The sequence below is a fragment of the Micromonospora sp. NPDC050200 genome, from assembly GCF_040656135.1.
GTDB lineage: Bacteria > Actinomycetota > Actinomycetes > Mycobacteriales > Micromonosporaceae > Micromonospora.
The window spans coordinates 333,438-352,401 of sequence record NZ_JBFALG010000001.1 but is presented as its reverse complement, the minus strand read 5'-3'; the positions used below and the strand labels follow the sequence as shown (position 1 = coordinate 352,401).

17 protein-coding genes and 1 pseudogene are annotated in these 18,964 nt (G+C 72.5%); 1 reads left to right on the top strand and 17 read right to left on the bottom strand.

Annotation, left to right across the window (positions count from 1 at the left end; all coding sequences use genetic code 11):
• Positions 1-111, top strand: a pseudogene (locus AB0I41_RS01500) (dihydrofolate reductase); the annotation flags it as partial.
• Positions 112-151: 40 nt separating this feature from the next.
• On the opposite strand, the gene AB0I41_RS01495 reads toward AB0I41_RS01500, so the two are convergent.
• From AB0I41_RS01495 to AB0I41_RS01415, 17 genes are all read right to left on the bottom strand, one after another.
• Entirely contained in the window at positions 152-1,765 is a 1,614-nt protein-coding gene (locus AB0I41_RS01495; protein ID WP_357100500.1) for a glycoside hydrolase family 13 protein, read from the bottom strand.
• Positions 1,762-3,789 carry a hypothetical protein gene (locus AB0I41_RS01490; RefSeq protein WP_357100497.1) on the bottom strand — a complete coding sequence of 676 codons (2,028 nt, stop codon included), beginning with the start codon at positions 3,787-3,789 and terminating at the stop codon, positions 1,762-1,764. Before AB0I41_RS01490 ends, AB0I41_RS01495 begins: the two co-directional genes overlap by 4 nt.
• A 15-nt stretch (positions 3,790-3,804) precedes the next feature.
• Positions 3,805-5,061, bottom strand: a complete 1,257-nt coding sequence (locus AB0I41_RS01485; protein ID WP_357100494.1) for a Gfo/Idh/MocA family oxidoreductase — start codon at positions 5,059-5,061, stop codon at positions 3,805-3,807.
• Between the two features lie 64 nt (positions 5,062-5,125).
• Positions 5,126-6,196 (bottom strand): hypothetical protein, encoded by a 1,071-nt coding sequence (locus AB0I41_RS01480; RefSeq protein ID WP_357100491.1) that lies wholly within the window; start codon positions 6,194-6,196, stop codon positions 5,126-5,128.
• A gap of 4 nt (positions 6,197-6,200) precedes the next feature.
• Complete coding sequence (locus AB0I41_RS01475; RefSeq protein ID WP_357100488.1) at positions 6,201-7,100, bottom strand: carbohydrate ABC transporter permease; 900 nt, start codon at positions 7,098-7,100, stop codon at positions 6,201-6,203.
• A gap of 1 nt (position 7,101) precedes the next feature.
• Positions 7,102-8,028: a sugar ABC transporter permease gene (locus AB0I41_RS01470; protein ID WP_357100485.1), complete on the bottom strand. Its 927-nt coding sequence runs from the start codon at positions 8,026-8,028 to the stop codon at positions 7,102-7,104.
• Positions 8,025-9,308, bottom strand: a complete 1,284-nt coding sequence (locus AB0I41_RS01465) for an extracellular solute-binding protein (protein WP_357100482.1) — start codon at positions 9,306-9,308, stop codon at positions 8,025-8,027. Before AB0I41_RS01465 ends, AB0I41_RS01470 begins: the two co-directional genes overlap by 4 nt.
• A 63-nt stretch (positions 9,309-9,371) precedes the next feature.
• A complete protein-coding gene (locus AB0I41_RS01460) occupies positions 9,372-10,412 on the bottom strand; it encodes a LacI family DNA-binding transcriptional regulator (protein WP_357100481.1) in 1,041 nt (346 codons plus the stop codon).
• Between the two features lie 279 nt (positions 10,413-10,691).
• Entirely contained in the window at positions 10,692-11,120 is a 429-nt protein-coding gene (locus AB0I41_RS01455) for a hypothetical protein (protein WP_357100478.1), read from the bottom strand.
• 30 nt (positions 11,121-11,150) lie between these two features.
• Complete coding sequence (locus AB0I41_RS01450) at positions 11,151-11,456, bottom strand: hypothetical protein (protein WP_357100475.1); 306 nt, start codon at positions 11,454-11,456, stop codon at positions 11,151-11,153.
• A gap of 14 nt (positions 11,457-11,470) precedes the next feature.
• Positions 11,471-11,902 carry a DUF4190 domain-containing protein gene (locus AB0I41_RS01445; protein ID WP_357100472.1) on the bottom strand — a complete coding sequence of 144 codons (432 nt, stop codon included), beginning with the start codon at positions 11,900-11,902 and terminating at the stop codon, positions 11,471-11,473.
• On the bottom strand, positions 11,899-12,303 hold the full coding sequence (locus AB0I41_RS01440) for a hypothetical protein (protein WP_357100469.1): 405 nt from the start codon (positions 12,301-12,303) through the stop codon (positions 11,899-11,901). The genes AB0I41_RS01445 and AB0I41_RS01440 overlap by 4 nt, the downstream gene beginning before the upstream one ends.
• On the bottom strand, positions 12,300-14,747 hold the full coding sequence (locus tag AB0I41_RS01435) for an AAA family ATPase (protein WP_357100466.1): 2,448 nt from the start codon (positions 14,745-14,747) through the stop codon (positions 12,300-12,302). Before AB0I41_RS01435 ends, AB0I41_RS01440 begins: the two co-directional genes overlap by 4 nt.
• A 212-nt stretch (positions 14,748-14,959) precedes the next feature.
• Complete coding sequence (locus tag AB0I41_RS01430) at positions 14,960-15,778, bottom strand: RNase H family protein (RefSeq protein ID WP_357100463.1); 819 nt, start codon at positions 15,776-15,778, stop codon at positions 14,960-14,962.
• 8 nt (positions 15,779-15,786) lie between these two features.
• Positions 15,787-16,395 (bottom strand): hypothetical protein, encoded by a 609-nt coding sequence (locus tag AB0I41_RS01425; RefSeq protein ID WP_357100461.1) that lies wholly within the window; start codon positions 16,393-16,395, stop codon positions 15,787-15,789.
• A gap of 130 nt (positions 16,396-16,525) precedes the next feature.
• On the bottom strand, positions 16,526-18,283 hold the full coding sequence (locus AB0I41_RS01420; protein WP_357100458.1) for a DUF6119 family protein: 1,758 nt from the start codon (positions 18,281-18,283) through the stop codon (positions 16,526-16,528).
• Positions 18,284-18,375: 92 nt separating this feature from the next.
• Positions 18,376-18,906: a DUF4352 domain-containing protein gene (locus AB0I41_RS01415; RefSeq protein ID WP_357100455.1), complete on the bottom strand. Its 531-nt coding sequence runs from the start codon at positions 18,904-18,906 to the stop codon at positions 18,376-18,378.
• Positions 18,907-18,964: the final 58 nt, after the last annotated feature.

Genomic DNA, 18,964 nt, shown 5'->3' with positions numbered 1-18,964 from the left:
GCCACGGAGGCGTTTCCGACGGGCGTGATCCGCGTGATCTACTCGCCGACCGAGGCACCCACCACGGTCGGCTACGACGAGGTCAAGGACCAGGTGCCCGGCGGGAAATAGCCGCCCCGCGCCACCAGGTGCCCTGTCCGGTCGTACTCCTCTACGACGGGACGAACCAGACTGCGGCGTCCGGCGGCAGCAGGGGGATCCGGTCGGCCGCTCGGAGCGGTGCACTCGCCAGCATTACCCGGCCGACGCCGGTCAGCGGCGCCGCCCGGTCGCCGACGTTGACCGCGCAGCCGAACCCGTCGCCGCGTCGAAGAGCCACCACGTCCGGTCCGGTGTCCCACCAGGTCAGCTCGTCGACGGCGGCGACACCGTTGCCCAGCTCTCGGCGTAGCCGGATCGCCGCGCGGTAGAGCGCCAGGGTGGAGGCCGGGTCCGCCGTCTGCCGCTGCACGCTCCAGGCGCCCCAGCCGTCGGGCTGTGGCAGCCACGGCGGGTCGGCTCCCTCGGGCGAGAAGCCGTACGTTCCGCCGTCCACCGTCCACGGGATCGGCACCCGGGACCCGTCCCGCCCGCGCACGGTCCGCCCGGAACGTTCCCAGAGCGGGTCACGCAGCGCCTCGTCGGGCAGGTCCGCCTGAGGCAACCCCAGCTCCTCCCCCTGGTAGACGTAGGCCGCGCCGGGCAGCGCCAGCATCAGCAGGGCGGCGGCCCGCGCCCGGCGCAGCCCCCGTTCTCCTCCGCCGTAGCGGGTGGCGGCCCGGACCGCGTCGTGGCTGTTCAGCACCCACGCCGGCAGGGCACCCACCCGGCGGTACGCCTCGAGCGTGCGCCCGATGGTGTCCCGCAGCGCCGGGGCGGACCAGTCGCACTCCAGCAGCTCGAAGGTGAACGCCTGGTGCAACTCGTCCGGCCGGACGTAGCGGGCCTGCCGGTCGGCGTCGAAGAGGCACACCTCCCCGATCAGCGCCCGCTCCCTCGGCACCGCGTCGACCATGGTCCGCCACTGCCGGTACAAAGCGTGCAGCGGCGCCTGGTCGAAGAAGGGCATCAGGTGGTTGCGGCGGAACTCGGTGTGCTGTCCGGGGCCGGCGTCGACCAGGTCGGGGTGTTTGAACAGGGCGTGCGCCATGTCGATGCGCAGCCCGTCCACGCCCCGGTCGAGCCACCACCGGATGATCTTCTCGTACTCCGCCGGCACCTGCGGGTCGTCCCAGTTCAGGTCGGGTTGCTCGGGGCTGAACAGGTGCAGGTACCACTCGTCGGGCCCGCCGTTCGGGCTCGGTGCCCGCCGCCAGGCGCTCCCGCCGAACGCCGACTGCCAGTCGTTGGGCGGCCGGTCCGGGTGGTCCTCGTCGACCGCACGGAAGACGTACCGGTGGCGGGCGGCGCTGCCCGGTGGTGCGGCGAGCGCCGCCCGGAACCAGGGGTGCCGGTCCGAGGTGTGGTTGGGCACCAGGTCGCAGACGACCCGCAGGCCGAGCCGGTGCGCCTCGGCGACGAGCGCGTCGACGTCGGCGAGGGTGCCGAAGAGCGGGTCGACGTCGCGATGATCCACGATGTCGTATCCGCCGTCGACCATCGGTGACGGGTAGAACGGGGTCAGCCAGACGGCGTCCACACCGAGGGAGACCAGGTGGGGCAGGCGGGCGGTCACCCCGGGCAGGTCACCGGTCCCGTCTCCGTCCGAGTCGGCGAAGCTGCGGACGTACACCTGGTAGCAGACGCCGCCGCGCCACCACGGCTGCCCCGGCGGGGACTCGGTCAACGGCGGACCAGGGTGAAGCCGCCGGGCAGCACGGTGACCCGCAGCTGGGTGGCGGTGCTGGTGTGCCGGGAGCGGAGGGCACCCGCCGCGTCGTACACCTCGATGGTGGCCGGACCGGTGCCGCCGGCCGTGACCTGCGCGGTCCGGGCGACCCGGGCGGCACTGCGCAGCAGCGTCGTGCTGTGCCCGTCGCCGGCCAGGGTGAGCCGGGAGACCAGCGGTTCCAGCATGACCGCGTCGACGGTGGCCGGGCTGCCGGCCGTCGCCTGAGCGGTCAGTTCGGTGGCGTGGGCGGCGAGTTCGCGGGGCAGGGTGACCGGGAGCAGCGCACCCGGCGCCGGGGAGTTGCCCTGGGCGCCGACCCGGGCGTGGTCGACCTCGCCGAGCGGTCCGGCGTCGCTGTGCCAGACGGTCCGGGCCGGTACGCCGGGGCGCAGGTCCACCACCGGCAGCACCAGCCGGGGCTGGTCGGCCGGTGGGAGCTGCCAGCGCAGCCCGGCCCCGGCGGGCAGGTCGACGTAGCTCCCGCTGATCAGCGATTCGCCGGTCCACGCCGACGGCGGGGTGACCACGGTCGCGCCGCCCTGACGGGAGCCGTCCTCGGCTTCCAGGGTCACCGTGCCGACCCGTTCGACGATTTCGGTGCGGTGGGCGAGTGCGGCCAGTCCCGGGCGGGCGTCCAGGGCGAGCATGCTGAGCAGGGTGTGGATGGTGGACTCGGCGCCCGAGTTCCGGTTGACCTGCCCGTCGCCGTTGATGCCGTCGATGGCCCGGCCGGTGTGCGGGTCGTAGCCGGGTGTCCCGGCCGGGTTGGCGCCGAAGTACCAGGCGGCGGTGAGGGCGGCGAGCTGCGCGAATCCGGACCGTCCGGTGGCGTCGGCGACGGCGAGCAGGGACTGCACGCGGGAGTCGACGCCGTAGGCGATCTGGGTCCGGTCGGTGCGGGTGGGCAGCCGGCCGTTGTCCGGGCCGCCGGAGGTGAGCAGCCAGGGGGTGAAGACGGCGGAGTCGGTGACGGCGGGGCCGAGCAGGGCCCGGTCGCCGAGCGCCCGCGCGGCCCGGGCGAGCGCGGCCGGCATCTGCGCGCCCCAGCCGTGCCAGACGGAGCGGGACAGCGCCCAGGGACGTACCGCGCCGAACGGCCACTCCCGCACGTCGCCGTCGGCGAGGGCGGTGATGCCCTCGGCGAGTTGGCGCAGCGCCCGGCGGGCGGTGGCGCCGCCGCCGGCTTCGACGTAGGCGGCGAGTCCGAGGACCGCTTCGGCGGTGGCGTCCGCGCCGTCGACGATCAGCCAGGCCGGGGTACGGTCCCCGTCGATGATCTGCCACTGGTCGTGGCGGACGAGCACCTGCCGCTGCACGGCGGCGATCGCCAGGTCGAGGCGGTCGCGCAGGAAGCCGGCGAAGTCCCGGTCGGTGTCGCGGAACGCCGCGTACCCTTCGCCGAGCGCCCAGATGGTCCGGGCCAGCCAGTACGACGCGTCGCTGTCGGACGGGTCGGGCAGTTCCCTCGGCTCGGCGCTCGGGTTGAGCGTGCCGTCCGGCTGCATCCACAGCACCACGTTGCCGGCGTACGGGCCGTCGGCGGTCTGCAGGTAGGTCAGCCCGCGCAGGAGCTGGTAGGCGGCGTCCCGGCTGGTGGCGGCGCCGGTCTGCCGCCAGTGCCGCAGGTAGACCACCGCGGCCCGGGAGATGTCGTCGGCGTTGTACGCGCCCTGCCCCCAGGTGTCGGTGTCCGGGTCGTACGCGCCACCGCCGACCCGGCGGAACGCGCCGTCCGGCCCGGGTTCGGCGTAGGTCCAGAGCACCCCGACTCCCGGGGTGTCGGCGAGCCGGTAGGTGGTGTGCCCGTGCTGGTCCGGCGGCGTGACGTCCTGCCGGAGGAAGTCCAGATGCGCGAGGTTGGTCAGCGGCCCCTCCGGCGTGGCCGTACTCCGTCGGGCGTTGGCGGCTTCGGCCGACGTGGGGGTCAGCAGCGGGGTGGTGACGGCGAGGCCGCCCAGCAGCAGCGATCGGCGTTTCACGGGGGGTCTCCTCGGTCAGGACGGGCGGACTGTGGGGTGTTCCGGGGACCGCCGTCCGAGGTGGACGGTGCGGTCCTCGCGGGCGGAGCGGGCGGCCGCGGCGGCGACGGTTGCGGCGGTGGCGCCCTCGGTGATTCCGGCGACGGGTCGGTCGCCGGTGCGGACGCAGCGCACCAGGTCGTGCATGGCGGCGCGGACGCTCTCGGCGTAGACGTGTGGTTTGGCGGCCTCGCCGCCGAGGTCGAGAGTGATCCGGCAACGGTGTGGCAGCCGCCGCTCGTGGCCCCGTTCCCGGGCGTGTTCCGGACCGGCGTGCCGGTGTACCGCCACGGTGACGGCGGCGGCGTCGGGCAGCCGGTGGCCGTCGACGGCGAGCAGTCCCCCGGACCGGGCCGGCAGGCTCTCGACCAGCGCCGCTCCGGCGTCATCGGTCCACAGGTCGACGATGGCGTGCACCGGGATCCAACCGGTCACCCGGGCCTCGGCGGTGCCGAAGTCGATCCGCATCAGTTGCCGCTCGCAGCGGTGGGCGTGGCTGAAGCCGTGCGCGAAGGTCGCCACCGCGCCGTCGGGATAGCGGGTGGTGGCGACCGCCAGGTCGACGAGGTTGCTGCCGGGGCGGTGGCCGAGCATGCCCTGCACCGATTCGGGGCTCGCGCCGACGAGGGCGTCGGCCGCGTCGAAGAAGTGCACACCGTGCTCGACGAAGATGCCGCCGCTGACCCGCTCGTCCCAGAACCAGTGCCCCGGCCCGAGGTCCTCGTCGCTGGCGTCATTCTCGAAGGCGAGCCGCCGGACCGGACCGAGCAGCGGGTCGGACGGGGAACCGGGCGGCGCGGCGAACCGTGGGTCGCGCAGCCGGGCCAGCGCCCGTAGCACGGGGTTGTAGCGCAGAACGTGGTCGACCACCAGGACGCGACCGGTGGCCGCGACCGCGTCCCGGATGGCGATGGCCTCGTCCTCGTTGACGGCCAGGGGTTTCTCGGAGAAGACATGCCGGCCGGCGCGCAGCGCGGCGAGGGTGGTCTCCGCGTGCCCGGCCGGTGGGGTGGCCACCACCACGACGTCCACGTCGTCGGCCGTGACCAGCGCCTGCCAGTCCGGCACCGGCCGGGCGGCCAGGATCCCGGCCAGCCGCCCGGCCCGGTCGGTGTCCGGGTCCGCGACCACGGTGACCGTCACGTCCGGCAGGTCACGCAGGGCGCCGGTGAGGAAGGTGGCGAAGCCGCCGGCCCCGACGACACCGAGGCGCAGCGCGGCATGGCCGGTCACCGGATCCGCCCCGTCGACACCGCAGGCCCGGTCACGAGGGCCGGCCGAGGGCCCGCCGCACGGCTCACCGGACACGGTCGAGCCGGGCGACGCCGATCTTGGCGTCGGCCATTCCGTAGAAGACGTACCGGACGCCGTCCACCTCCTCGATCGCGGTCGGGAAGACCACGTTCGGGACGGTGCCGGAGCGCTCGTCCTCGGTCTCGGGCACCAGGATCGGCTCGGCGGTGCGGGCCAGCACCCGACCCGGGTCGGCCGGGTCGAGCAGCATCGCCCCGGCCGCGTACTCGACCTTCTGTGTGCTGGGGTCGAAGGTGTCGGGGATGTGGCCCGTGACCCCGTGGTGGATGAGCAGCCAGCCCTCGTCCACCCGGATCGGCGGCGGGCCGGCACCGATCTTCAGCTCCTCGTAGGGGAACTCGGACAGGGCGACGCAGCGGTGGTCGCGGAGCCGGACCAGGGCGGTGATGTCGGCGTGCACCTCCTCGACCGGGACGTAGGAGATCCAGATGCCGGGCCGCTCGTCGGTGATCCCGGCCGGCAGGTGCACCCCCTCACCGGGGCGGAACCAGCCCAGGTCCCACATCGGCCGGTGCAGCATCGCGTAGCAGGGGCGGCCGTCCGGGCCGGGCACCGGTTCGGGGAAGAAGACCGCGTCCTTGTTCGGGAAGAGGTTCAGGTCGGTGTCCAGGCCCGGTTGGTACGCGAACTGCACCGGACCGAGCCGACGCCAGGTGCGCAGGTCGGTGGAGACGGCCAGGGCCAGCCGTGGACCCAACGGACCATAGGCGACGTACGTCATCAGGTGGCTGCCGAGGCCCGGCACCCAGGTGGTGCGCGGATCCTCGACCCCGGCGTTGTTCAACCCGCGCTCCCACCCCTCGTCGGGGGCGAGGACCACGCCACGCCGGACCACTCCGGCCGGTGTCCCGTCACGGAACTCGACCTCGGCGAGCCCGACCCGGGAGACGTTCCCCTTGGCGACCAGCCGCGGCAGCAGGTGGAGCTTCCCGTCCGGGGTACGTCCGCTGGCCGGGTTGAGCACCCCCTCGGCTTCCAGCGGCTCTCCCGCCTCGGGCGCCATGACCACGCCGAGTCGGGTGAGGGTGTACGGGACGACGGTGGAGACAGTCAACGGTTCAGCCCTTTACGCCAGATCCGATGTTGTTCGAGGTGAAGTGCCGCTGGAAGGCGACGAAGAGCGCCACGGCCGGGGCGGCGAGGACGCAGGCGCCGGCGAGGACCGCCCCGTACGGGTTGGCGGCCCGCGCGGCGACGGTGCTCAGATAGTTGGCGAGCGAGACCGCCAGCGGCTGCATGTCGGTCTGCTTGGTGATCAGGAACGGCCAGAGGAACTCGTTCCACGGGCCGATGAAGGTCAGCAGCACCACGGTTAGCAGTGCCGGACGGACCAGGGGCAGCGCGACCGACCAGAGGATGCGCAGTTCGCTCGCGCCGTCCACCCGGGCGGCGGCGAACAGGTCGGCCGGCAGTTGCAGGAAGAACTGCCGGAAGATGAAGACCGCCGTGGTGTTGATCGCGAACGGCAGGATCATGCCGAGGTAGGAGTCGGCCAACCCGTAGCCGCGCACGATCAGCACGTACAGCGGGATCAGCAGGAGCTGGAACGGGACCACCTGGACCAGCAGGACCAGGCTGAACAGTGCGCCGCGGCCCCGGAAGCTGAGCTGTGCCAGCGCGTAGCCGGCGAGCAGGCCGAACACGACCGTACCGAGGATGACCCCGCCGGTGAAGATGCCGGAGTTGACCAGCGACCGCAGCAGGTTGATCTCGGCGTTGATCTCCCGGTAGTTGTCCAGGGTGAGGCCGCCGGTGGGGAACGCCCCGGCCGGGGAGGTGTCCGGTTCGGCCTGCAACGACCCGATGAACATGTAGTAGAAGGGGAAGAGGAAGGCCAGCGCGAAGGCGATCAGCGCCGCGGTCCGCAGCACCCGGCCGAGGGTGCCGGGGCGGCGGGCCACGGGCGCGGGCGCGACGGTGGGCGCGGTTCCGGCTGCGCCGAGCGTCCGGGTCGACATGTCAGGACCTTTCCAGCAGTCGACGGTTGATCATGGATACGCTGACGACGCCGACGACGAGCAGCACCCCGATCGCCGCCGCCACGTCCGGGTTGCCCTGCTCGATGCCGCGCTGGTACATCAGCAGCACCGGGGAGGTGGAGGCGCCGTTCGGGCCGCCGCCGCCGGTCAGCAGGTAGGGCTCGGTGAAGAGGTTCGCGCCGGTGATGGTCGCCAGGATCACCACCAGGGTGGTGGCCGGGCGGACCGCCGGTACGGTCACCGAACGGAATCGCTGCCAGGCACTCGCCCCGTCGACCGCTGCCGACTCGTACAGCTCCTTCGGGACGTTCTGCAACGCGGCGAGGTAGAGCAGGATGAAGAAGCCGAGCTGCTTCCAGGCCACGAAGACCGCGATGAGCGGCATCGCGAGCGTCTCGTTGACCAGCCAGGACGGGTCCGGGGCGAGCGGGCCGAGGACCGTGTTGACCAGGCCGTCCGAGCTGAACAGGAAGAGCCACACCCCGACCACGGCAACGCTGGCCGTCACATAGGGCACGTAGTAGGCGACCCGCAGGAAGGCGCGCCCCCGGATGGCCCGGTTGAGCGCCACGGCGAGGGTGAGCGCCAGCACCGCGGTGAGCGGGACGTTGATCAGCAGGAAGACCAGGATGTTGCCGAACGCCTGCCGGACCCCCGGGTCGCCGATCACCGTGCGGTAGTTCTCCAGCCCGACGAAGGGACGCTCGACCTGGGCTCCCGGCGCGGCGAAGAAGTAGTCGTGGAAGCTCATCCAGACGGCGAACCCGAACGGATACGCGAAGGTCAGCACGAGGTACGCCGCGTACGGCGCGATCAGGGCCAGCCCGACCGGGTGACGGCCGAGCAGCGCCGTCCCCGGTCGGTGGCCGGGGCGCGGGTGCGCGCCCCGGGTGAGGTGGGCGGTCATCGCTGGCCGGCTAGCCCGTCGACCTTCTTCGCGGCGTCGCCGAACGCGTCGGCCACCGGCCGCTTACCGAAGATCACCGACTCCGAGTACGCGTCCCGGAACGTCTGCCAGATGGTGATGGAGTTCGGCACGTTCGACACCTCGACGGTGCGCCCGGCCTGGTCGGCGAAGTCACGGTAGGCGGGCTTCTCGGTGAAGAAGTCCGGGTAGGTGGCGGTCAGGTTGGCGCGCAGCGGCATCTGGCCGGTCGCCTTCAGCAGCGCGCCGTCCTGCTCCTGGCTGGTGGCGAACTTCAGCACCTCCCAGGCGGTGCCACGGTTCTGGCAGGAGGAGTACATCGCGACGTTCTTGGCGTCGCTGAAGGTCTTGATCTCGGCGGCGGGCTTGCCGGCGGAGGTGGGGACCGGCTTCAGCCCCCACTTGATCTTGTCGCCGTAGACGGGGATCGCCCACGGGCCGACGATGGCCATGGCGGCCTTGCCCTCGCCGAAGGAGTCACCGTTGTACTGCTCCTTCGGGGCCAGTCCCTCGGCGTAGAGGGTCTTCCAGAAGTCGGCGACCCGCTGCCCCTCGGCCGAGTTGAACTGCGCCTTGCCGTCCTCGACCAGCTGCTTCCCGCCGGTCTCGGCGATGAACAGCGGGTAGAAGTCGAACCAGGACTGGAAGAACTGGCTGGCCGGCGAGGGATAGATGGCCGCCTGCGCCGCACCGGAGGACTTGATCTTGCGGCTCGTGTCGAGGAAGTCCGCGTACGTGCCGAGCGGCGGATTCTCCGGGTCGACGCCGGCCTTCTGCATGACCGCCTTGTTGTAGACGATCATGACAGGGTTGGCCTTCCAGGGCATCTGGTAGTACTTGCCGTCCGGCGACCGGTACTGCTCGGCGGCCGGCCCGGTCCGCTGTTCGAGATGGCCCTTGGCACCCTCGAAGTCGTCCAGCGCGACCAGCCCGCCCTGCTTCTGGAACTGCGGCACGGCGGCCGGGGCGGTGTTGAAGATCAGGCAGGGCGCGTTCCCGGCGGTGATCGCGGCGCCGATGACCTCCTCGGAGGACTTGCCGGCCGGGACCTCCTGCGCGGTGATCTTCTGGTCGGCGTGCTGGCTGTTCCACGCCTCGACCATCGCGTTGCCCCAGGCCAACTCCTCCTTGTTGTTCGACAGCCAGATCGTGATCGGCCCCTTGGCCGAGGAATCGGCCTTGGTGCCGGAGTCGCCGTCAGCGCAGGCTGCGATGAGGCCGAGGGAGAGGGCGAGGAAGGCAGCGGGGACGGTACGTCTCATATCGGTCTCCGATCTCGACTGCCGTGACCACTGACCGGGCGGAGGCGATGCCCGGGCGGTGGGTCACGGCGATTGGTGTGGTGTGGGTGGTGGTGCAGCGGTGGAGGCGCGGACGACGAGCTGCGCGGGGGGCATCTCGACGTCCGGGCCGCCGTTGCCGTCGACGAGGTCGAGCAAGGTACGGGCGGCGACACCGCCCCAGCCGGACGGATCGGTCCGGACGCTGGTCAGTGCCGGGCTGATGTGGGCGGCCAGTTCGGTGTCGTCGAAGCCGGTGACCGAGAGTTGGCCGGGGACGTCGAGGCCACGTTCCCGGGCCACGGCCATGCCGGCCATCGCCATCACGTCGTTGGCGTAGATGATCGCGCTCGGCGGGTCGGCCAGGTCGAGCAGGTGGTGGGTGGCCCGGGCCCCACCGGCCGCCGAGAAGTCGGACGGCACGCAGGGACCGGGGGACAGTCCGGCGTCCCGTAACGCGTTCTCCCAGGCGTCCCGCCGCGCCGCGCCGTGCAGGAAGTGGTCCGGGCCGGCGACGTGCGCGACGTGCCGGTGCCCCAGCTCCACCAGATGCCGTACCGCGGCGGCGATCCCCGGCCGGTCGTCGACGAGCACCGCCGGGAACGGGCTCGCCACGTCGGGACGGCCGAGGGTGACGGCGGGCAGCCGCAACTCCTCCAGCAGGGCGATCCGCGGATCGGCGACCCGCAGGTCCAGCAGGAACACCCCGTCCACCCGACCGTCGGCGGCCAGCCGCCGGTAGCCGTCCTCCTCCGCCCGCTGACTGGTGACCACCTGGAGAACCAGCGCCTGGCTCTGCTCGGCGAGGACGCGTTCCACGCCGGCGATGAAGGCGGGGAAGAACGGGTCGGCGCCGAGCAGCTCCGGCGGGCGGGCGAGCACCAGGCCGACGGCGAACGCCCGGGAGGTGGACAGGGCCCGGGCCCGATGGCTCGGCGTCCAGCCCAGCTCCTTCGCCACCGCCAGGATCCGCCGGCGGGTCTCCTCGGCCACCCCGGGCCGGCCGTTGAGGGCGAAGGAGACCGCTCCCTTGGAGACTCCCGCGGCCCGGGCGACGTCGGTGATCGTCGGTCGACGTTGGCTCACCAACTCGGCCTCCTTCCCGTACCTGCGGGTCCTGGCGCGAGCACCGGTCGCTAAACCGGTTTGGGAGATGCTAGACCGGTTTAGCAGACGGATCAATGGCTGGCTCCGGGGCGCGTGCAGCGCGGCCCCGATGCAGGCGGAACGCGCACAGAGCCGCAGAGGTCGAGGCGCCATCCGGCGAGTACAGCCACGTCCCGATCTTCCAGACGCCCGCCGTGCACCGTGGCATGCTCTCGGTGAACCCGGTCTGGCGGGCCACGCACGTGCCCGACCCGGCCTTCACCGGGAAGGTCTGCCAGCCGAGTTGACCTCGTCGCGCGGAGTCTCCCGCCGGCACCGCCGGAGCAGCACGAGGGCCGCCATCAACAGCCCGATCACCATCAGCGCCCAGACCGGCTGGAAGGGAAGCAGGGACACCTGGAGCGCGATGCCCACCACCGCCACCGCCCAGACGAACCGGATCGACCAGCGGCGGCCGACGATGAGCAGGATGCCACCACCCAGCACCATGAGCACCCCGGTCACCACGTGGGCCCACAGCCAGCCGGTCAGGTCGAGGTGGTAGAGCCCCTCCTGGGTGATCACGACGTACGGGTCGTCGTCCAGGTCGGTGACCCCGGCGACGGCATCGAGGACTCCCGCCCCGGCGAGCAGCACACCGGCCAGCATCCGCTGCCGGTCCCGCATGTGGGCCTCGTCGTGCCGCACCCCGTCCTCCTTCCGGCCGTCCGTTCCAGCCTAGGGACGCGGCACAGGATCCGTCCGGCGCTCGGAGCGGGAACCACCGACCGGCTCGGGTCGGAGCGGGCCTCGGTGCCACTCCGCGAGCGTGTCCACCGGGACGCCCACCATGCCGGCGAGCAGGTCGAGCGGCGCGGCATGCCCGCGCCACTCGATGTCGGCGTGGATGTCACGCAGCCCCTGGCGGTACGCCCCACCGCCCGCCTCGGGGTCGGGAAGCTCGGCGACGCGCCGCTCGACGTACCGCCGGGCCATGATCTGGTACGCGTTGACCCCGAGCACTTCGTTGTCGTCGAAGGTCATCAGGGAGCCGCCTTTCACGGAGTAGTGGTAGGGGTCGGGGTGGCGGCGCCGATGACCCCGCCGAAGAAGACCATGAGGGTGACCGCGACCGCCGGGGCGACGAAGACGTAGCCGAGCACCAGTCCGGCGACGGCCATGCCACGGCCGGACTTCAGACCGTTGCGGGTCTCGTGCAGGCCGACGTGGCCGAGGATGACGGCGAGAATGCAGGGAAGGCCGAACACACACCATCCGCCGAGCACGCCGACGATGCCGAGCACCATCGCGGCGGTGGCCGCGCCGGACGCGGGCGGCACCGCGATCAGCAGCGGCGGCGGATACGGCACCGCCGGCGGGTATGGCGCAGGCGGCGGGTAGGGCCCGGCCGGCGGGTACTGGCCGGCGGGGACGGCCGAGATCGCTGGCAGGGGCCGGGTCGGGTCGTGGCCGGGCTGAGGGTAGGTCATCGTCGGGGTTCCTGTCGTTCGTCGAGTCGGTGCAGCAGGGCGCTGACCTCGCTGTGCAGGCGGCGCAGTTCCGCTGCGGTCGGGGCCAGCTCATAGCAGTGGTGGTGGGTGGCGGCCGACAGCGTCGCCCAGGCGTACGTGATGCGGCGGGCCACCTCGGTGCCCGGCCCGAGCCGGCCGCGCAGCATGAGCTGCTTGGCCCGGCCCTGCTGGCACGCCGCGACGGCCGGCCGGATCCGCCGCCAGTAGGCGTCGATGCCGCCTTCGAGGGCGAGGCGGATCAGGCAGGCGCAGGCCCGCGGCCACCAGCCGGCGGTCACCGCGGTCGCGCCGAGCGGGCCGGCGCCGCGCAGCAGCTGGTCGGCCGCCGCCAGGCAACGGCGGGGCGTCGGCGCGGTCACGCGAGCACCTTCGCCAGGGCGCGGGCGTCCGTGACCAGGCGGGGCAGGTCCGCCTGGTACGCCCCGTGCACGCCCTCCCGGCAGGCCTTGTACGCGCCGACCGCCCAGCCGCCGTGGCGTCCCAGCCAGCCGAGCACGTCGCCACCGCGGTCCGCGTCGTCGAAGACGGCCAACGCCACGATCGTGGTCAGCCGGCGGGACGCGTCGACGATCGCCGCCTCGACGTCGTCATGCGGCACCCCACGGGCCACCCGGGCCCGCCACACCCGCAGGTGGCAGGCCGCCTCGAGCGCCGACCGGCACAGCTCCGCCACCACCGGCCCACGTACGTCGGCGGGCAGCTCGTCGTTGCGGGCCAGGGCGTACGCGTCGTCGAGGTAGCGAGTGACCGGGTCGGAGCCGGCCCGCACGGTCACCACGGACCGCTCGGCGCGCTGCACCTCCACGATCCGGGCCCGCCCCAGGTCGAGCCGGCGCACCGCGTCGGGCAGCCGGGTGTCGTGGGTGAACACCACGACCTGCCGGTCGGTGGCCAGCTCGGCGAGCACCCGGGCCAGTCCGTCCACCTTCGACGGGTCCATGCTCTGCACCGGGTCGTCGATGACGATGAACCGGAACGGGCTCTCCGGGGCGCAGCTGCGCGGCAGGAACGTGGCCAGCCCGAGGGCCTGCATCTCACCCTGGCTCATCACGCCGAGCGCGGTGCCGTTGTCGGCGCCGTCCACGCTCACCGGGAAGACCACCCGCCGCCGGGTGTTCGTCCCGGCCAGGGTCATCGCGCCCAGCTCGACGTTGCTCTCCTGCCGTAGCTGCCCCCAGATCCGTTGCGAGTGTGCGGCGAACGGCGCGATCCGCTCGTCGCGGACCGCCGCGCCGGTCTCCTTCAACCAGGCGCGCGCGGCCTTCAACCGGGCCAGGGTCGCCTCCCGCGCCGCCAGCCCGCCGGCAGCGGTGACCCACTCGCGCAGGTCGGCGGCGGCCGCCCGCCACCCGGTGTCGCGCTGCCGCAGGAACCCTTCGGCGTACGCGCGGGCCGCGTCCGCCGCCGCCGCCACCGCCGGGTACCGCGCGGCCAGGTGGTCGGCCAACTCGGCCGGTTCCCCGGGTACGCGCCGCAGCGCGGCCACGGCCTCCCGCAGCGCCCCGACCGGCGGCGATCCGGGGCCGTCGGGCACGGTCAGGTCGTCGATCAGGTGGTGCGCCTGACGCAGCAGAGCGGTGAGCCGGGTCGCCGCGGCCTGGGCGGCGACGCTGCGCTGCCGCAGCTCGGTCAGGGTCTCCGTGGCGGCGGCCCGCCACCCACCGTCGAGGGCGCCGATATCGCAGACGGGACAGGGCCCGTCGCCCCGGTCCTCGTGGTGTTCGAGGGCGAGACGGAGCAGTTCGGCGCTGCGCAGCGCCGCCCGGGACCGCCCGCCGTCGTACCGGAGGGTTTCGGTCGCCGCTTCCCGCACCTGCCCGGCCAGCCGCGTCACCTCGTCCACTGGCGGCGGGTCGAGCGCGGCGAGCTCCCGGCACCGCCGCACCGCCTCGTCGGCGGTCGCCTCGTCCGGCTCGTCGAGGATCGCCGCCAACGCCGGCAGGTCGACCGCGCCCCGGCCGCGCAGCAGCACGGCGGCCCGCCGGGCCCGGTCGTCGTCGACGCCTGCGAGCACGTCGGCCAGGGCGGCGCGCTGTGCGCGTACCTCCTTGACGGCCGTGTCGTGCGGCCGGGCGGCGCGCATCAGCCGCTGATCGGCGTCAGTCAGCGCGTCCAGGCCGAGGATGGCGAAGAGCGCGTCGAAGAGCTGGCTCTGCGTGCCGGCGGCGAGCCTGCCCAGCTCGGCGGCGGTGAGGAACGGCCGGTACAGCTCCAGCGGCCGGGCCAGCCCCAGCTCGGCGAGGCCGCCGCGCCGGCCCCGCGCGCTGGTCACGGTCACCTCGGCGTCGCCCAGCTCACCACCGGCGGGCCAGGCCCGCGCCACCCGGGTCGGCGTGGCCACGCCGTCGACCCGCAGCTCCACACCGATCCGGCACGGGTCCGGGGCGTGCAGGTTCCGCCACCCGGTACGCCACACGCTGGTCTTGTCGGCCCAGCGGGCGCTGTCGCCGGTGAGGGCGAGTTCGACGGCCTCGGCGAAGCTGGACTTGCCGGAGCCGTTGCGGCCGACGACCAGGGTGATGCCCGGCCCGGGCGCGATGTCGAGGGTGCGCTCGGGGCCGACGCCGCGGAATCCGGCGACGGTCACCGACTTCAGCCAGATCCGCTCCGACGGCTCGTCGTTCATGGGGGAGCGCGGGTCGAGCCGGGTGGGGCTGCCGGCGAGGGCGGCGGTCAGGTCGTCCTCGCCGGTGAGCGCGGCGAGGACCAGTTCTGCGGTGTCGGCCTTCACGTCGCTGTCGGCGGCGAGCCGGTCGAAGATCAGCTCGATCAGGGGTGCGGTGGGCTGCTCGGGGAGGGTCATCGTTGTCTCCAGGCGCGTGGTGTCCGCGGGCCGACGGCTCGTCGGCCCGCCCGGGATGAGCGGTGGAAGTGGGCAGCCGCCGGTCGGGCCGCCCTCGGTGAGCGGTGGAGATCGGAGGCCGTGGTGGCCGTTCGGAGGCTTTGGAGCTGATGTCGCAGACGAATCAGACTGTCGACGCCGGTCGCGTTCGCTCCGGCTGCCGGTCGAAGGGGTCAGAGCGTGGCGTTCGCGTGCCAGTCGCGCAGGAACGCGTCGACCAGGGCGTACGCCCGAGGACGCAGGTCGAAGGTCTCCTCCCGCCGGCGGCGGGCCATGTGCGACAGGCCGTCGGCGGCCTCGTTGAGGGCGTGGCCGCTATGCCCCTTGACGTGCCCGAAGGCCAGGTCGGGGCGGCGGGCCACCTGCTCGGCGAGCCGGACCAGGGTCGGCTGGTCGGACCAGCGGCGCTCCCGCAGGCTGTAGCCGGCCGGCATCGCGTCGGTGTTGCCGGACTGCCAGCGGCGCAGGTAACGCAGGGCGGCGAGGCTGTCCAGCAACACCGTCATGCCCACCGGCACCTCCTCGTACGCGGTCAGCAGGTAGTCGACCGCGCGCAGCTCGTTGATCAGCACCCGGGAGACGCCGGTCGGGTCGAGCCGGCCGATACCCCGGCCGAGCAGGCCGTAGTGGCCGTCGGTCACCACGTACCCGATGCCACCAGCGCGGCCCTTCCAGCTCGCGTCGGTCGCGGCCACCAGCGGCGCGGACGTCGCCGCCCAGCGGGCCACCAGGCCGCGGCCGCGCTGCTGGTCCTCGCCGGACCGGCGGTGGACGCCGTGGTCGGCGGCCAGCCGCTCGGCGGTGTCGAGCAGTTCGCCGGCGGAGGCCAGCTCGTCGTAGTGGGCGGCGGTGAGGGCGAGGCTCACGGCGTCGCCGATGCGCTCGCAGTCGTCGCAGCGGGTGGCGCGGGCGTAGCCGCGCAGGGTGAGGGCGCGGTCGTGCAGGGGAGGGGGGAGCAGGGCCAGGGTGCGGAGGAACTCATCGGGACGCACGACGCCCCCTAGAACTCGGTAACGTCGGTGACGACGGCGGTCAGCTTGTCGCCGGAGCGCTTGATGCTGGCCATTTCCTCCTGCTGAACAGAGGCGGAGTCGCCGGTCGCTTCGAAGGTGTTGATGATGGGGTCCTCGGCCCCCTTGACCTGGTACGTCACCTCGTACGTCTTGGACGGGTCGAGGCCGGTGCCGGTGTAGGTGACGTTGATTCGGTAGGTAATGTTGCAGCCGGCGCTGCCGAAGCACTGCTTGCTCAGGGTCTTGACCTTGAGCTTGAAATCGTTCTTGGTTGGGGTTTCGTAGGTGGGGACAGGCGGTTCGGTCGTGGCCGGCGCTGCGGCGGCGGTAGTCGCGGCGGAGGTGGTGGACGGCGAGGTCGGAGCAGTCGAGGCGGCGGCCTTGCCCTGGTCGGACTTGTCCCCGCTGTTGGTCGTGGCCAGCAGCGCGCCGCAGCCGCCGAAGCAGAGGAGCAGCACCAGGACCATCCCGCCGACGATCCACCCGATCAGGGGCTTCCTCTTACGAGCGACGGGCACCGTGTTGCCGGTGTCCGGCGTACCGGGCTGGGGCTGAGGCTCGGCCTGCGGCTCCGGCTGGAACTCGGGCTGCGTCATGTTCTCTCTCCTCCATGGTGAGCGGTCAGGGGTGGTCGGCCCGGGCAACCAGTGGGTCAGCCGGGCGACTTGTGTTCGGGCGGGTCTGGATTGGTGGAGACGGGAGCGTGGAACCGGTGGACTGAACGGATCAGGAGGACGGGATGCCGACGACCTCGACCTCGACGCCCTCGTTGCGGAGGGACTTCATCGCCCGGTAGAGCGCGACCTGGGCGAAGGTGAAGAGCGAATCGACGGTGAGCGCCTTGCCGGACCCGAGGGCGATCGCGTAGATGACCTTGCGAGGGCGGAAGTCCAGTCCGATGGCGCGAGCCGACGGCTGCTGGCGGACCATCTTGACCAGCGCGGCTCGGGCGTCAGCCTCGTACCGCAGCGCGTCGACCGACACCTCGCCCTGAGCAAAGAGGTGGCTCAGCGGCGAGCTGCCCTTGGCTCTCTTTACGTGGATCAGCTCGTCGTCTGGCCCGAGCAGGTCGCAGGCCTCGATGCCCCGGTGGTGCTGGCCAGTCCGCAGCAGGCGCCGGTCCAGCAGCGTCAGACCGCAAACCTTGGCGGCGTGGGCGTTGTAGTCCGCCTCTTCTGGCAGGTCGGCGGTCCACGCCGGTAGGGCAACGCTCGCCGGTCGGGCCAGGATCTGCTTGATCTCGTCGCGGAGGAACTCCCGGTGCCTGTCGCCGATCTCGTACCAGCCGCCCTCGTGCAGCAGGAGCTGACTCGTACCGTGCGCGAGCTGGGCGGTGACCCATCGCGAAGCGGCCGTCGAGCCGATCTCCTCTCCGGCGCTGTCGGCGTAGAGGGTGATCCGCCCGTTGCAGAGGGAAGCCCACCGCTCGCCGTCGGGCACGCCACTGGTCTGCGCGAGGATGTCGGCCAGCGTGAGCTCCGACAAACGTGCCGGGCGGAGGCCGGACCTGGGCACCCGAAGTTTGTACGACTGGATCCGCTCGAACTCGCTGAAGACCCGGCCCGGCACGGCAAGACCAATCTCATCCGGCTCTGGCGACGCGAGGAGCCGGTCCAGCTGCTTCTCCAGCTCCGACAGCCTCGGGTCGCGGGCCGGCACGGGACGGATCTGGGTAATGAACTCCAGGTCCTCGAACGGAGCCTCCTGCTTGCAGACCCGGTTGATCTCGCGCAGATCGGCGAGCAGGTTTTCCGGCTCGACGCCGAGGTGGATACGCAGGGCGTCGCTGCCCTCGACCAGGGTGGTCTTGCGGGTAGACCGGCAGACGGTCAGGTTCGGGTTGAACGCCCGCCCGCAGACCTGGCCGACGATCTCGCCCCATTTGTCGATCCCGTACATCCTGATGTGCTGTCCGCCGGGGACCATGTTGCGGTCGACCCGACCGGTGGTGCCGAAGACCCGGCGGCGTACCTGCTTGATCTCGTCCGGCGCGAGCGAACGCACGGCGAAGCCGATCCCGAAGCCGGTGTTGGCCAGGTCCAGGTCGATCATGTGTCGTCCGACGGTGCCGTAGGCGAGCGCGTACACATGGTCGTCGACTGCGATGAGCAGCGCGGCGCCGCCACTGCTGAACCCGAGATCGATCGTCTCCCCGGTCAGCGAAGCCAGCACGTCACACCAGTCGGCCCGCTCGCGAGGCACCGTCCCGTGCACGAGCAGGGCCGGGGCGCCAGCGACCAGTCGCTCCTCGATGGCGAAGTCGTGCTTGCGCAGGTAGCGGTGGTCCACCGCGTCGTGGAGACCATCGACCGTCGGCGGAACCCGTTCCAACTGGTAGACCGAGGTCGGATAGGTGCCGGCCGGCCGCTCGGGCAGGTCCAGGTCGAAGAGGGTCGGCGGATCGTTCGAGGGCCGGGTGGCGTTCTTACGAGCGGCACGGCGGCGGGTCGGTCTGGTCGTGGTCGGCGGGTTCGCACGGCGCACGTCGATCTCCTCGCGTAGAGAGTCGGGATGGCGGTTGTGCGGGGGAGGGTGTGCCGGGGCGGGCTTCGCGGGCCCGCCCTCGGCGCGGGGGATCAGCTGAGGGCGACGGTGACGCCCCCGGAGAACATGGAGTCGTGCAGCTCGAGCTTCGCGAGCTTGACGGTCTTCGGGATGTCGAAGACGAGGACGCCGGTCACCTGGTTGCCGGGGTTGATCTCGTTGAAGAAGGTGCTCTGCTCCTGGTTGGCGTAGATGCCGGCGCCGGTGTCGGTGGAGTACTCGGTGCCGTCGGCGGTGTACGCCTTCTGCTCGGTGTCGGAGAGGGTCTGCGGCTCCTTGCCGATGTTCTTGACGTTGACCGTGATCAGGCAGAACTGGCCCTGAGCCTTCTCGCCGAGCATCGAGCTGCCGACCTTGGCGACGCCGCACTTCGACGACTTGACGGTGAACTCGAACTTCCCGTCCCGGGCGGGCTGGCCGATCTTCGCGGCCTTTGCCGCCTTGTCCTCGCCCTTGGCGGCGTTGCTGTCGCCCTTGCTGCTGGTTGCGTCGGTGGCTCCGGAGCCGCAGCCCAGCGCGACAACTGCGGTGGCGAGCAGAGCGAGAGTGGTGGTCTTGCGCATCGTGGTTCTCCTTTGAGAGGCGTTATGTCGGCTGGTCCTGGCGCAGATCGCCCGTTCC

Excerpts from the sequence above, each read along its gene's own strand:
- AB0I41_RS01475 (WP_357100488.1), bottom strand. The coding sequence starts at position 7,100 with ATGTCGACCCGGACGCTCGGCGCAGCCGGAACCGCGCCCACCGTCGCG.
- AB0I41_RS01470 (WP_357100485.1), bottom strand. The coding sequence starts at position 8,028 with ATGACCGCCCACCTCACCCGGGGCGCGCACCCGCGCCCCGGCCACCGA.
- AB0I41_RS01465 (WP_357100482.1), bottom strand. The coding sequence starts at position 9,308 with ATGAGACGTACCGTCCCCGCTGCCTTCCTCGCCCTCTCCCTCGGCCTC.
- AB0I41_RS01450 (WP_357100475.1), bottom strand. The coding sequence starts at position 11,456 with ATGACCTTCGACGACAACGAAGTGCTCGGGGTCAACGCGTACCAGATC.
- AB0I41_RS01445 (WP_357100472.1), bottom strand. The coding sequence starts at position 11,902 with ATGACCTACCCTCAGCCCGGCCACGACCCGACCCGGCCCCTGCCAGCG.
- AB0I41_RS01435 (WP_357100466.1), bottom strand. The coding sequence starts at position 14,747 with ATGACCCTCCCCGAGCAGCCCACCGCACCCCTGATCGAGCTGATCTTC.
- AB0I41_RS01425 (WP_357100461.1), bottom strand. The coding sequence starts at position 16,395 with ATGACGCAGCCCGAGTTCCAGCCGGAGCCGCAGGCCGAGCCTCAGCCC.
- AB0I41_RS01415 (WP_357100455.1), bottom strand. The coding sequence starts at position 18,906 with ATGCGCAAGACCACCACTCTCGCTCTGCTCGCCACCGCAGTTGTCGCG.